The sequence below is a fragment of the Arthrobacter humicola genome (genome assembly GCF_039531445.1).
Lineage (GTDB): Bacteria > Actinomycetota > Actinomycetes > Actinomycetales > Micrococcaceae > Arthrobacter > Arthrobacter humicola.
In genome coordinates this window covers 291,618-304,179 of sequence record NZ_BAAAQB010000041.1, presented here as the reverse complement: position 1 = coordinate 304,179, position 12,562 = coordinate 291,618, and the positions used below count along the sequence as shown (strand labels likewise).

General features: G+C 69.1%; 14 protein-coding genes. 6 read left to right on the top strand and 8 right to left on the bottom strand.

Translation table 11 applies throughout. The annotated features are described in order from the left end of the window. Positions 1-144: 144 nt before the first annotated feature. A complete protein-coding gene (locus tag ABD243_RS18035) occupies positions 145-777 on the top strand; it encodes a hypothetical protein (RefSeq protein WP_344367739.1) in 633 nt (210 codons plus the stop codon). A gap of 31 nt (positions 778-808) precedes the next feature. On the opposite strand, the gene ypfJ is transcribed toward ABD243_RS18035, so the two are convergent. Then, positions 809-1,696: a KPN_02809 family neutral zinc metallopeptidase gene (gene ypfJ, locus ABD243_RS18030; protein WP_344367738.1), complete on the bottom strand. Its 888-nt coding sequence runs from the start codon at positions 1,694-1,696 to the stop codon at positions 809-811. Positions 1,697-1,755: 59 nt separating this feature from the next. Between ypfJ and ABD243_RS18025 the strand changes: the two genes are divergently transcribed. Beyond that, positions 1,756-3,168, top strand: a complete 1,413-nt coding sequence (locus ABD243_RS18025; protein ID WP_344367737.1) for a class I adenylate-forming enzyme family protein — start codon at positions 1,756-1,758, stop codon at positions 3,166-3,168. Between the two features lie 148 nt (positions 3,169-3,316). Then, positions 3,317-4,471, top strand: a complete 1,155-nt coding sequence (locus ABD243_RS18020; protein WP_344367736.1) for a thiolase family protein — start codon at positions 3,317-3,319, stop codon at positions 4,469-4,471. Between the two features lie 516 nt (positions 4,472-4,987). Here the strand turns inward: ABD243_RS18020 and ABD243_RS18015 are convergent. Genes ABD243_RS18015 through ABD243_RS18005 form a run of 3 tightly spaced genes read right to left on the bottom strand, consistent with a single transcriptional unit; the run spans position 4,988 to position 7,061 of the window. After that, entirely contained in the window at positions 4,988-5,629 is a 642-nt protein-coding gene (locus ABD243_RS18015) for an energy-coupling factor transporter transmembrane component T family protein (RefSeq protein ID WP_344367734.1), read from the bottom strand. Continuing rightward, positions 5,626-6,411 (bottom strand): energy-coupling factor ABC transporter ATP-binding protein, encoded by a 786-nt coding sequence (locus ABD243_RS18010; RefSeq protein ID WP_344367733.1) that lies wholly within the window; start codon positions 6,409-6,411, stop codon positions 5,626-5,628. The genes ABD243_RS18015 and ABD243_RS18010 overlap by 4 nt, the downstream gene beginning before the upstream one ends. Beyond that, entirely contained in the window at positions 6,408-7,061 is a 654-nt protein-coding gene (locus ABD243_RS18005) for a biotin transporter BioY (protein WP_344367732.1), read from the bottom strand. Before ABD243_RS18005 ends, ABD243_RS18010 begins: the two co-directional genes overlap by 4 nt. Before the next feature lie 328 nt (positions 7,062-7,389). Between ABD243_RS18005 and ABD243_RS18000 the strand changes: the two genes are divergently transcribed. Continuing rightward, positions 7,390-8,988 carry an ABC-F family ATP-binding cassette domain-containing protein gene (locus ABD243_RS18000; protein WP_344367731.1) on the top strand — a complete coding sequence of 533 codons (1,599 nt, stop codon included), beginning with the start codon at positions 7,390-7,392 and terminating at the stop codon, positions 8,986-8,988. A gap of 4 nt (positions 8,989-8,992) precedes the next feature. Here ABD243_RS18000 and ABD243_RS17995 read toward each other — a convergent pair whose 3' ends face one another. The 4 genes from ABD243_RS17995 to ABD243_RS17980 are packed head-to-tail and all read right to left on the bottom strand — an operon-like array spanning position 8,993 to position 11,094. Beyond that, positions 8,993-9,469: a YbaK/EbsC family protein gene (locus ABD243_RS17995; RefSeq protein ID WP_344367730.1), complete on the bottom strand. Its 477-nt coding sequence runs from the start codon at positions 9,467-9,469 to the stop codon at positions 8,993-8,995. A 3-nt stretch (positions 9,470-9,472) separates the two neighbouring features. Beyond that, on the bottom strand, positions 9,473-10,351 hold the full coding sequence (locus ABD243_RS17990; protein ID WP_344367729.1) for an SURF1 family cytochrome oxidase biogenesis protein: 879 nt from the start codon (positions 10,349-10,351) through the stop codon (positions 9,473-9,475). Next, positions 10,352-10,639 (bottom strand): hypothetical protein, encoded by a 288-nt coding sequence (locus tag ABD243_RS17985; protein ID WP_344367728.1) that lies wholly within the window; start codon positions 10,637-10,639, stop codon positions 10,352-10,354. Further along, the gene (locus ABD243_RS17980) at positions 10,636-11,094 is read right to left on the bottom strand and encodes a DUF3099 domain-containing protein (RefSeq protein WP_344367727.1); all 459 of its coding nucleotides are present in this window, start codon (positions 11,092-11,094) and stop codon (positions 10,636-10,638) included. The genes ABD243_RS17985 and ABD243_RS17980 overlap by 4 nt, the downstream gene beginning before the upstream one ends. Before the next feature lie 150 nt (positions 11,095-11,244). Between ABD243_RS17980 and fabG the strand changes: the two genes are divergently transcribed. Next, positions 11,245-11,970, top strand: a complete 726-nt coding sequence (fabG, locus tag ABD243_RS17975) for a 3-oxoacyl-ACP reductase FabG (protein ID WP_116765718.1) — start codon at positions 11,245-11,247, stop codon at positions 11,968-11,970. Positions 11,971-12,223: 253 nt separating this feature from the next. Then, on the top strand, positions 12,224-12,562 hold a 339-nt coding region (locus tag ABD243_RS17970), incomplete at its 3' end, for an Hsp20/alpha crystallin family protein (protein ID WP_344367726.1).

Genomic DNA, 12,562 nt, shown 5'->3' with positions numbered 1-12,562 from the left:
GGCCCCGCCTCAGTGAGGCGGGGCCGGCGTCATTTAAGCCTGCGCGTTCCCTTTCGGCCCGGTCGGTGATCTGATGAAGGCAACGAGTCCGCCGCCGCACCCTGGCCGCGGACCGGGCATAGTGTCAACAGGAGGCGAACCGGAATGGATGCGACACCAGCACCGTGGCCGGAAACGGGCGGCGCGACCGGCGCGGTGCCGGGGCCGTCCGGCGCCGCCGGGGACTTTGTCGTCGTCGAGGACAGCGGCGAGTTCGACTACTACCGTTCCAGGGAAGACCTGCTGGCGGACCTCGAGTATGTCGGCGAGGCCCCGTGCATCATCGACCGCAACGCCACCTCCTACCGGCTCGAGCTGGACCAGAACCGCCACCTGAAGTTGGGGCCGCCCCTGGGACCCGTGGAATTCCACTGGCTGCGGCAGGCGCTGGCCGACGCCCGCGAGGTGCACCCCGAAAAGCACCGGCTGCAGCGAGCGGACGCCGTCGGGCTGACCGAGCTCGTGGCCGGACTGTTTGAGACGCTGCAGCTGGAACGCGGGACGGACGCTGAGCTGGGGCTCTGGGGCCTGGAAATCGACGGGCTGTCGACGCGGCGCAACGAACTGGCCGACGTCGACCGCCTCCTGGCCGGGAACGAGCAGCTGGACACGGTCCGGGTGACCGACCCTTTCGGGCATCTTTACCGGCCGGTATGGCATCCGAAGCACCGGCACGTGGGCCACGCTGGATTCCTGAGCTACGTTGAGATCCCGGCCCGGCGAACGCGGGGCCAGTGAGCTCCGGGCCGGTGAGGTCCAGCCTTAGGGCTCAGGGTGTTGCCACCGCAAAGGTGTCGCACTTGTTGATGTCCCCGGTCGTGTAGCCCTGGTAGAACCACTTCTGCCGCTGTGCACTGGACCCGTGGGTCCACGCTTCGGGTGAGACGCGGCCTGTGGCGGCTTTCTGGATGCGGTCGTCACCCACGGCCGAGGCGGCCGACAAGGCATCCTGGAGATCCTTGTCCGTGAGCGGTTCGAGATACGGCTGGCCGGTCTTGGGGTCCGGCTGAGTAGTTGCATAGTGTGCCCACAGCCCTGCGTAGCAGTCGGCCTGGAGCTCCACCCGGACACCCCCGGAAGCGGGACCCTGCGGATCCTGTTGCGCGCGGTCGAGGTTGCCGAGCAGGTTCTGGACGTGGTGCCCGAACTCGTGGGCAACCACATATTCCTGTGCCAGCGGCCCGCCGGAGGAGCCGAACCGGTCCACGAGTTCCTGGAAGAAGCCGGGATCGAAGTACGCCGTGGTGTCGACGGGGCAGTAGAACGGTCCTACCTCGGTGGTCGCGGCGCCGCAGCCGGTGTTGGTCCCGCCGGTGAAGATCACGGCCTTGGGACGCGGGTATTTGGTGTTGTACTGGGCCAGATAGGCCGGCCAGAAGGCGTTCAAGCTGTTGACGGTGCCCGTGATCCTGCAGTCGAGGCGGGCGTCGGCGTCGGCCCCGGTCTGGCAGGCGGGCGCAGAGCCCTGACTCTGCGACTGGGGGTCCTGGGTGGTGCCGGCCAGTCCCTCGAGAAGCTGGGGGTTGATGCCGAACAGTGCGGCCAGCAGCAGGATGATGCCACCGCCGATCCCGCCGCCGATCATGGGGCCGCGGCCCATCCCTCGTCGATCCTGGACCTGTGAGGGATCCAGCGGGGCGTTGTCATTGAAGCTCATGGAGTCACAATATCCCGCACAAAGGGGCGGCGGCGGCCGGCAACGGTAAAGTTGGTGCGATGCCTTTTCTCGACAGACTCCAGCGCTGGGCCGATGACCGTCCCGACGAAACTGCCGTCGTCGTGGCCGGGACGCACCTCAGCTGGTCCGGTCTGCGGGACCAGGCCGCGGCGCGGGTCCCCGCGGCGCCGGCCATCACCGTCTTGTCGGAACTCAACTCAACCCGCTTCGCCGTCGCGTTCGCCGCTGCCGTCGCCGGTCAGCGCCAGTGCGCCGTGCTGGACCCGGCCTGGCCGCAGCAGCTGCAGGACGCGATTACCGCCCGCATCGCGCGGACACCGGTTCCGGGGGATGAGTCCGGCGCTGGACTGGGAGCCGAGCTGGTTGACGGGTCGCCGGTCACCTCGTTCCTGATTGGTCTGACCTCCGGGACCACCTCGGTGCCTAAGGCGTTTACCCGCTCCCGGCGGTCCTGGCAGGAATCGTTCGACGCGTCCATTGAATTCTTCGGCCTGACCCGGGACGACAAGACCCTGGCCCCCGGCCCGCTCGCGGCGAGCCTGAACCTCTACGCTCTCGCCGAATGCCTCTACGCCGGTGCGGAGTTCCACACGCTTGAGCACTTCGACGTCGGCGCCGCCCACGCGGCCGTCAGCCACGACGGCATCACCCGGCTGGTCCTGGTCCCCACCATGCTCCGGCTGCTTAGCGAGCGCGGCCTGGCCGGCGGGGTCGACGCCTCCGGCATCCGCAGCATCGTCTGCGCCGGCTCCAAGCTGGACGCCCGGACGCTGGAAGCAGCGAGGCGCTGGGCACCCAACGCCACCATCTTCGAGTACTACGGCGCCTCCGAGCTCAGCTTCGTTTCGGGCGCCGGCCTGCGCCCGGGCGAGGCCGTGGAGCAGGGCGGCACCGGGATCGGGAAACCCTTTCCCGGCGTCGATATTCGCATCCTGGACGACCGGGGGGCCGAACTCCCGGACGGCGGTGACGGCAACATCTGCGTCCGCAGCGGCATGGTCAGCAACGGCTACCTGTGGGGCGACGACGGCCACGCCCTGCGGTGTTTCGACGGCTGGTACACCGTCGGGGACCAGGGATACGTCTCCGGCGGGACCCTGCACATGCTGGGCCGCCGCTCGGACATGATCATCACCGCCGGCACGAACGTCTACCCGCACGAAGTCGAAATGGCGCTGGCGTCCGTCCCGGGCGTCGCGGCGGCCGTTGCTGCCGGCATGGCCGACGACCTTCGGGGCCAGCGCGTGGTGGCCGCCGTGGTGCCCTCACACGGGGCGGTCACCGCCACCCAGCTGAAGGCGGGCATTGAGGACGTGCTGGCACGCAACAAGCGCCCTCTCGAATACTTCGCGCTGGCCGAGCTGCCCCTGACCGACCGGGGCAAGATCAGCCGGCAGCTGCTGCTCGACTGGGTGGACCGGAACGATCCCCGGATCCGGCGCCTTGGCTGAGCGGCGCACGGAGCCTCGGCCGTTGGGAGACGGTCCCTTGGGAGACGGTCCGTTGGGAGGCGGCCCTTTGGGAGGCGGCCCGGCTTCCGGCGGGCGTGCTTCAGGCGCGCCGTCCTTCCCGGGGCTGTTGCCGGAGGACCGGCAGCCGGTGATCATCGCCGCACGGCGGACGCCGCTCTGCCGGGCCAACGGCACTTTGAAGAAACTGCGCTCCCACGAGCTCCTGGCCCCGGTGCTGCGCACCCTTCTCTCCGACGCCGGTGCGGGCCTCACGCCGGACTCCGTCACCGACGTCGTGATCGGCAACGCCGTGGGCGGCGGCGGGAACGTGGCCCGGCTCGCCGCACTGGAGGCCGGCCTGCCCGTCACGGTGCCCGGCGTCACGGTGGACCGGCAGTGCGGCTCCGGGCTGGACGCCATCGTGCTGGCCTCCCGGCTCGTCGCCGCGGGCGGCAGCGGCGTCTACCTCGCCGGCGGCGTGGAAAGCATCAGCACGGCCCCGCTCCGGGCGCACCGCAACGAGGACGGCAGCGCGGACTACTACAGCAGGGCCCAGTTCGCCCCGCTCAGCCTCGGCGACCCGGACATGGGGGTGGCGGCCGAGAACGTTGCCGCCTGCTACGGCATCAGCCGGGACCGCCAGGACGCTTTCGCGCTTAGCAGCCACCGCCGTGCCCTGGCCGCCGCCGCCGCCGGGCGGTTCGACGGCGAACTCGTGCCGGTCGCCGCGCAGTCAGGGGCCGCCGTGGCAGCCGACGACGGTCCGAGGCCCACCCTTGGCCCGGCCCTGATGGCCCGCTTCCCGCCCGTGTTCGCTGCCGGCGGCACGGTCACGGCCGGGAACTCCTGCTTCGACGCGGACGGCGCGGCCGCTGTCATCATTACCTCCGTGGAACGGGCCCGGCAGCTGGGCGCCGCCGACGGACTCGTGATGCTGGGAACCGACACTGCCGGGGTGGCGCCGCACCTGCTAGGCATCGGGGCGGCCGCGGCGGCCGGGCGGCTCCTGGCCGCCCACGGCCTCACGTCTAAAGACCTGGGCCTGGTCGAATTCAACGAGGCATTCGCCTCCCAGACGCTCGCGTGCCTGGATCAGTTGGGGATCGATCCGGAGCGCGCGAACCTCGACGGCGGCGCCCTGGCTCTCGGGCACGCCTACGGAGCTTCGGGCGCGGTGCTGGTGACCAGGCTGCTGGCACAGGCCCGCAGGTCCCGGGAGCCCGGCCAGCTCGCCTTGGCCATGATCAGCATCGCCGGCGGCATGGGCACGGCCGCGCTGCTCGGGTACTGCAGCCTGGGCTGACCCTCCCGGGCCACCCGGGGGACATGCCCATTCTTCGCCGCGGCCGGTGGACATGCGGGGCTAATGTCCCGTGGCTGCGGACAACGGAGGACATGTCCAGCGGGTATGGGTTCCGGGTGTGGGCCGCTCGGGCACCGCGGACGGGACATGCCCATTCCTCGGCTTGAAGGGTGAACACTATGGCTCTATGTCCAGTGCCCGCGGCCCGGGGAGGACATGTCCAGCGGGTATGGGCTCCGGGTGTGGGCCGCTCGGGCACCGCGGGCGGGACATGTCCATTCCTCGGTTTGAAGGGTGGACACTGTGGCTCTATGTCCATTGCCCGCGGCCCGGGGAGGGCATGTCCAGCGGGTGTGGGCTCCGGGTGTGGGCCGCTCGGGCACCGCGGGCGGGACATGTCCATTCCTCGGTTTGAAGGGTGGACACTGTGGCTCTATGTCCATTGCCCGCGGCCCGGGGAGGACATGTCCAGTGGAACTGGGTCCGGGAGAGCGCCCCGGGGCAACCGTCAGGGGACTAGTCCTCCGGGTCCTCCGGGTCCTCGGGCTCGCCCAGGCCACGCGCGGCCAGCGCTTCGCCGGTCTGCCGGGCGAAGGCCACGGTGGTGATGAACACTGGGAGCACCAAGGCGCGGGGGTTGCGGTCGAGTCCGCGGGCCCGGGCGGAGTCGCGGACGTTCAGGTAGGCCTCGGCAACGAACGGGATGCTGCGGAGCATGATGGCAATCGTCAGGGCGAAGCGTTCAGGGTCCGCACCGAAGCGCCGGAACGGCCGGGCCAGGGATGCGACGCCGTCGAGGAGCGCCTGCACCGGGGTAGTGGCGGTGAGGATCGAGGCCGCCACAACACAGACCAGAACGTTCAGCACGATCCGCGCGGCGGTGGGTGCGCCCAGCTGCCACCACTGGAAGACGCCGATCGCCAGCAGGACCGGCAGGACCGGGCGCACCGCGCGGAACAGCCGGGCGGGGCCCGCGCCGCTGAGCAGGAACAGCCCGCACAGCAGCGCCAGCGCGACGGCGGACACCGCCCAGTCGGAGATCAGGAAGGACGCCATTCCGCATCCGACAACCAGCAGGAACTTCAGCCCCAGCGGCGCCCGGTGGATCAGGGAAGTGCCTGGCGAGTAGGTTGCCAAAAGGAAGCCGTGGCCGCTCACGGCCGCTCCAGCCCGCCCTGCTGAAGCCCGGCCAGCCCGGCGCCCCCGGCACCGGTCCCAGGCAGGCCCAAGGAAGGCAGGCCCGCAGCACTCAGGGCGCGGTAGTGCCGGACGGCCTCGGCCGGACCGCCGTCGAACACCACCCTCCCGGCATCCACCACAAGGACCCGGTCCATGTCCTGGGCGAGCTCGAGGTCGTGGGTGGACAGGATGACCTGCTGGCGGAGCCCGGACAGCGTGCGCCGCAGCAATTCGCGGTTGCGCAAGTCCAAGAGCGTGGACGGCTCGTCCAGGACCAGCACCTCAGGGTCGACGGCCAGGACGGCGGCCAGGGCCAGGAGTTGGCGTTCGCCGCCGGAGAGTTCGTAGATGCTCTGGTCCGCGAGGCGCAGGAGCCCGAACCGGTCCAGGACTGTCTCTGCGTGGGCGCGGCGCTCCGTGGTGTTGCGGATGGAGCGCCGCAGGGACAGCTCCACGTCCTCGCGCCCGGTGGGCATGACCAGCTGGGAAAGCGGATCGGTGAAGACAAAGCCCACACGGCGGCGGACCTCCCGCACGGCGCGGACGGTATCGGCGCCGTCGACTCCTACCGTGCCGTCGCTGGGTGCAACGAGCCCGTTGAGGAGCCTCAGGAGGGTGGACTTGCCCGAGCCGTTCGCCCCGATAATCCCAATGCGCCGTTCCGTGAATGTGAGGGAAAGCTCCTGGAGCAGCGTCTTGGGATCGTTGCGGCCGTCAACGGACACCCGCACCGAGACCCGGTCCAGGACGATGGTGCTCACGGGCGGGCGTCTGCCGTCCGGACGCGGCGGAGCAGCAGATCCGGGAAGGCCTTGTGCAGGGCCAGGGCAATGCTCACGGCCAGGACGTTTTTGATGATGTCGCCGGGGTAGAACACGAGGTCGGCCAGGAAGGCCTTGGAGAAGTCCAGCTTGGCGTTGACCATCATGCCCAGGATGCCCAGGCCGTGGATGAAGACGATGCTGCTCACCATGGCGGCGGCGAACAGGAGCACGGCGCGGAGTTTGCCGGTCCGGGTGGCGGTGCGCGCGAGCACGACGACGGTCAGCCAGCCCACCGCCGTGGCAGCCAGCAGGAACCCGACGATGTAGCCGGCGGAGGGGCCGGCGAGGACGCCCAGCCCGCTGCGCCCGCCGCTGAAGATCGGCAGGCCGGCGAATCCCAGCAGCAGGTAGAGTCCCAGGGCGGCGAAGGCGCGCCCCGGGCCGAGCGCCAGCCCCGTGAGCATGACGGCTAGGGTCTGCAGCGTGATGGGCACGCCGAGTCCGCCAACGGGAATGGCGGCGATCAGCGCGGAACCTGCCACTAGGGCGGCGAACACGGCGATCAGGCCGAGGTCGGTGGCGTTCCAGCGGCTACGGCGGCGCGAGAGCCCGGTCTTGGCTGTGGCGGGGTGGTCGGTCTGCGTCATGGTGTTCCTGTCGAAGGTGCGGTGCGGTGCGGTGCATGGCGGCGATGCGGCGCACAACGGAATGGTGATTTCGACTGTACGGCCGCGGCCGTCCGGGTTTTTTGTAGGTGCCCCACTAAGCGGCGGCTTGGATGCTGGAGGGCGCCGCCAACGAATGCCGGCCGCGGCACGCGCGGCGGCCGGCCGCGGCCGCCGGTGCCCATGTCACGGAGCCCGGGCAGGGCCGGTAGACTTGTAGAGGCCGTGCTCTCGGCCGACCTGCCCCGGCCCCGCCCAGACTCCACCCGATGTGCCGCGGCATTCCCTGTTGTGAAAGGCCTTAGCTGCATTGATTACCGTCCAGGATCTCGAACTTCGCGCCGGCGCCCGCCTCCTCATGGACCAGGTGAGCTTCCGGATCGACAAGGGAGACAAGATCGGCCTGGTCGGCCGTAACGGTGCAGGCAAGACCACACTGACGCGGGTGCTCGCGGGCGAAGGCCTGCCGGCCGCCGGCAAGGTGACCCGCAGCGGCGAAATCGGCTACCTGCCGCAGGATCCGCGCACCCCGGACATGGAGCAGCTCGCACGGGACCGGATCCTGTCCGTCCGCGGCCTGGACGTCGCCGTCGGCAAGCTCCGCTTGGCGCACGAAGAGATGGCCAGCGAGGACGCGGCAGTCCAGCGCAAGGCGATGAACCGCTACGACCGGCTGGAATCCGAATTCCTGGCCGCCGGCGGCTACGCGGCGGAAGCCGAGGCCGCGGCGATCTGCTCGAACCTCGCCCTGCCGGACCGTCTGCTGAACCAGCCGCTGAAGACCCTGTCCGGCGGGCAGCGACGCCGTGTGGAGCTCGCGCGCATCCTCTACTCAGACGCCGAGACCATGCTCCTCGATGAGCCCACCAACCACCTCGACGCCGATTCCATCTCCTGGCTCCGTGAGTTCCTCAAGAACCACCAGGGCGGCCTGATCGTCATCAGCCACGACACCGAACTGCTCGAAGCGACGGTAAACAAGGTCTTCCTGCTGGACGCCAACCGCGCCCAGATCGATTTCTACAACATGGACTGGAAGCGCTACCTCACCCAGCGCGAAACCGACGAGCGCGCCCGCAAGCGGGAACGCGCCAACGCGGAGAAGAAGGCCCAGGTCCTCATGGACCAGGCGAACAAGATGCGGGCCAAGGCCACCAAGGCCGTCGCGGCGCAGAACATGGCCAAGCGCGCCGAACGTCTCCTCGGCGGGCTCGAAGCGGTCCGCGAAAACGACCGCGTGGCAGCCCTGCGCTTCCCGGACCCCTCGCCCTGCGGCAAGACCCCGCTGACCGCGGACGGCCTGAGCAAGTCCTACGGCTCGCTGGAAATCTTCACCGACGTCGACCTCGCGATCGACCGCGGCTCCAAGGTGGTCATCCTGGGCCTCAACGGTGCCGGCAAGACCACGCTGCTGCGCATGCTCGCCGGCGTCGACAAACCGGACACCGGCGAAGTGATCCCCGGCCACGGCCTGAAGGTGGGCTACTACGCCCAGGAGCACGAGACGCTCGACGTCGACCGCACCGTCCTGCAGAACATGCGTTCTTCCGCCCCGGACATGAACGATTCCGAAGTCCGCGGCATCCTGGGCTCATTCCTGTTCTCCGGGGATGACGTCGACAAGCCCGCCGGTGTCCTCTCCGGCGGCGAAAAGACCCGTCTGGCCCTGGCCACCATTGTGGCATCGAGCGCGAATGTGCTGCTCCTCGACGAGCCCACCAACAACCTGGACCCCGCCAGCCGCTCCGAAATCCTCGGCGCCCTGCGCAACTACACCGGCGCCGTCGTGCTGGTGAGCCACGATGAGGGCGCCGTCGAGGCGCTCAACCCGGAGCGCGTCGTCCTGCTTCCCGACGGCATCGAGGACCACTGGAACGAAGACTACCTGGACCTGATCACGCTGGCGTAAACCCCTAACGGACGGGCATCTCCACGGCGCCCGTGATCCGGCGGAGTTGTTCGTAGCTGATCGAGAACATCGAATTGTGGTCGCCTGCCCCTGCCCAGAGCACGGGGTGTGCCGCCAGCGACTGGTCCAACAGCGTCCGGATCTTCTCCGGATGCCCCACGGGAGCCACACCGCCCACTTCCTGACCGGTGTGTTCCAGGACGAATTCGGGGGAGGCCCGCCGGATTTTCCCGGCCCCCAATTGTGCGGCGAGCTTGCGGACATCGACCCGGGCGGCGCCGCTGGCCAGGATCAGCAACGGCGTGCCGTCGAGGTCGAACACGAGGCTGTTCGTGATGGCCGCGACGTCGCAGCCCAGGGCGTTCGCGGCAGCGGCCGCCGTCGGGACTTTCGACTCAAACACCGTGACGGTGTCCTCGGCGCCCAGTGAGGTCAGCGCGTGCTTCACCCGGGCCACCGGCTCCGGAATCAAGGCGCCCACGTCTCAGTAGCCCTGCGCGTCCAGAATCGCGTCTTCCTCTTCCTCCGCGGTCGCGTTCTTCCGCTTGCGGGGGACAGGACGACGCCGGGCCACCGGGCCGCTGGAGTGCAGGAATCCGCCGTGGGCGGCCTCAGCTTCCGCGTCCTCCGCGTCAATCGCGGCGTTGCGGGCCTGCTGCCGGGCGGCATAGCCGAATCCGACGAACATCAGCACACCAAAAGCGAACCACTGCAGGGAGTAGGAGAGGTGGGTTCCTTCATCGGTGGACGGTTTGGGGAACGGGAAGGGCATGGCCTGCACCGAGGGGGACTCCGAGGCAAGTTGTCCGTAGGCGCCCCTGAGCAGCGGATACCCCAGTTGCGTGGAATAGGTCGAGAGGTCGATCGAGGCCAGCTGGCCGTCAGGGGCGCCGCGCTGGAGCTCGGGTTCGCCGGCTTTGAGGCGGGCAACCACCGTCACGGGTCCCTGCGGCGGCGCGGGCACAGAGTCGGGCCGGCCCGGCGTGTTGTTCCCGATCGGCAGCCAGCCCCGGTCGATCACCACAGTTTCGCCGGACTCGAGCCTCAGCGGCACCACGACCTCGTACCCGGGCTGGCCGTTCAGCGGCCGGTTGCGGACGACTCGCTGGCCAGCGGCGTCGTAGCTGCCCTTGAGTTCCACCTGGGTCCACTCGCGCTCCGGATCGAGCCGGCTGAACTGGTCCCGGACGGCGGAGAAGGGCACCGGTGTGGCGGAGTAATTGGAGACCACCCGGTTGATTTCAGCCAGTGTCTCGGCGCGGCGGTCCATCTGCCACCGGCCAAGACCCACGCAGGCTGCGGCGAAGATCGCGGCGAGCAGCAAGTACCCCAGCCACTTGCTGGAGAAGAGAAAGCGGTACATTCAGCCGATCCTGCCTGACGGGTCCAGGGGGGCAGTCTTGTCGAAGGACGCGGTCGCTTCGAGGGCCAGTGTCTCTTTCCACAGCCCGCGGGTCTGGAGATAGTCCTCAAGCCAGGAGCGGTGTTCACCGCACGCCAGCCAGATCTTGCGCCGCTCCGGGGTGTGGATCTTGGGGTTGTTCCACAGGAGCTGCCATTCCGCCGGCGTGCGGCAGGCCTTCCGCGAGCAGACGGTGCCGGGGGCCGCGGCGGTGCCGCCGCCGTTCCCGGCCAGGTCAAAGAGGTTCATGAAGCTGCCCGTCCGTGGGTGTCGTCGTCGTTCTCATCATCGATCAGTTCGCCTTGCAGCAGCGTCACGGCGGCGTCATCCCCGGCGCCATCCGAGGCGGACGCCTGGCCCGGGTCTGTGAAAGCCGGGGCGTCCAGCTCGACCTGCGGCACATAGTCCAAGAGGGAATCGCTGTGGATCTCCGCCTTGTCGCTGCCGTTGGCGATCACCACCGCAACCCACGGCAGGAACACGGCCCCCAGGACGGGAAGGAGCTTGAACCAGCCGTCCACGACGAAAATGAGGATCAGGCAGACCATGCGGATCCCCATGGCGATCGCGTATTTGATCATCCGCTGGCGCATCTCGTCCGAGTGCGCGGCAGCGGCGTCGGTAATGCTGTGCACCTCAGTGCCGCCGGACTCGGCGTCCGGCCTCCCGGGCACAGGAACACCGGGTCGGTTTTTGAGTGTCACGGCTGTTAGATCACGCTCCCAAGGCTTACTCCGATTCTCTCACCATCGGCGGAGCCGCCCAAACGGATGCGAACCGGACGCTAAGATCGGAGGCAGGAAAAATCCAGCCCCCAGCGCGGCCTTCCCTGCCGCAGAATTCCGGAGCCCCGCATGTCTGAAACACCCACCACCGGCCGCAGCGTTCTGATCACCGGCGGAAACCGGGGGATCGGCCTGGCCATCGCCGAGTCCTTCCTGGCCAACGGCGACAAGGTCGCAGTGACCTTCCGCAGCGAATCGCCCCTGCCCGAGGGCATTCTCGGCGTCAAGGCAGACGTCACGGACGAAGCCTCGGTTGACGCCGCGTTCGCCGCTGTCGAAGCCGCCCACGGCCCCGTCGAGGTACTCGTTGCCAACGCCGGCATCACCAAGGACACGCTCCTGATGCGCATGAGCGAAGACGACTTCACCTCCGTGCTCGACACCAACCTCACGGGCGCCTTCCGCGTCATCAAGCGCGCGTCCAAGGGCATGATCCGGGCGCGCAAGGGCCGCGTGGTCCTGATCTCCTCGGTCTCCGGCATGTACGGCGCGCCGGGCCAGATCAACTATTCGGCCTCCAAGGCCGGCCTCGTGGGCATCGCCCGTTCGCTCACCCGCGAGCTTGGCGGCCGCGGCATCACCGCGAACGTGGTGGCGCCGGGCTTCATCAACACCGACATGACGGCCGAGTTGCCCGAGGCTACCCAGAAGGACTACCTGACCAAGGTTCCCGCCGGGCGCTTCGCCGAGGCCTCCGAGGTCGCCAACGTCGTTCGCTGGATCGCCAGCGACGAGGCCTCCTACATCTCCGGCGCGATCATTCCGGTCGACGGCGGCCTCGGCATGGGCCACTAGATCCCGACGGCGGCGCACGGCCGCCTCGCGCGCACCGGCCGTGCCGGGCGCGGCGGCCATAGCGGACGACGGCGGTATCCGCCGTCGTCCGCTGCCGTCTGCCGTCTGCCGTCTGGCGACTCCATCCCCGGGACGCCCGCCCGTCTCCTCGACGCCGGGCCTTTTTGCCCTTGGCAGTGCCGGCCCGGGAGCGTGTAATGGGCTCACAGCCCCTGACCTGCCGCGGCAGGGGCGTGGACGCAGGAGGAAAATCATGAGTGATCTGAGCAAATGGACGCCCTCGGACATGCTGGAACCGGTCCGCCGCTTCCTTGACGGCGACTTGACGCTGGCGCCCAGCATCAAGATCGAACAGTTCCAGGAGGGCAGCACCCTGGTGGTTCGGGCCGAAGTGCCCGGCATCGATCCCGACACGGACGTCGACGTCTCGGTCAGCGAGGGCATGCTGAACATCTCGGTGGAGCGGGAGGAAAAGTCCGAGCAAAAGAGCAAGACCGGTTACCGCTCGGAATTCCGTTACGGCTCGGCCACACGAAGCATTGCGTTGCCTGCAGGGGCGAAGGAAGAAGACGTCACGGCCACCTACAAGGAC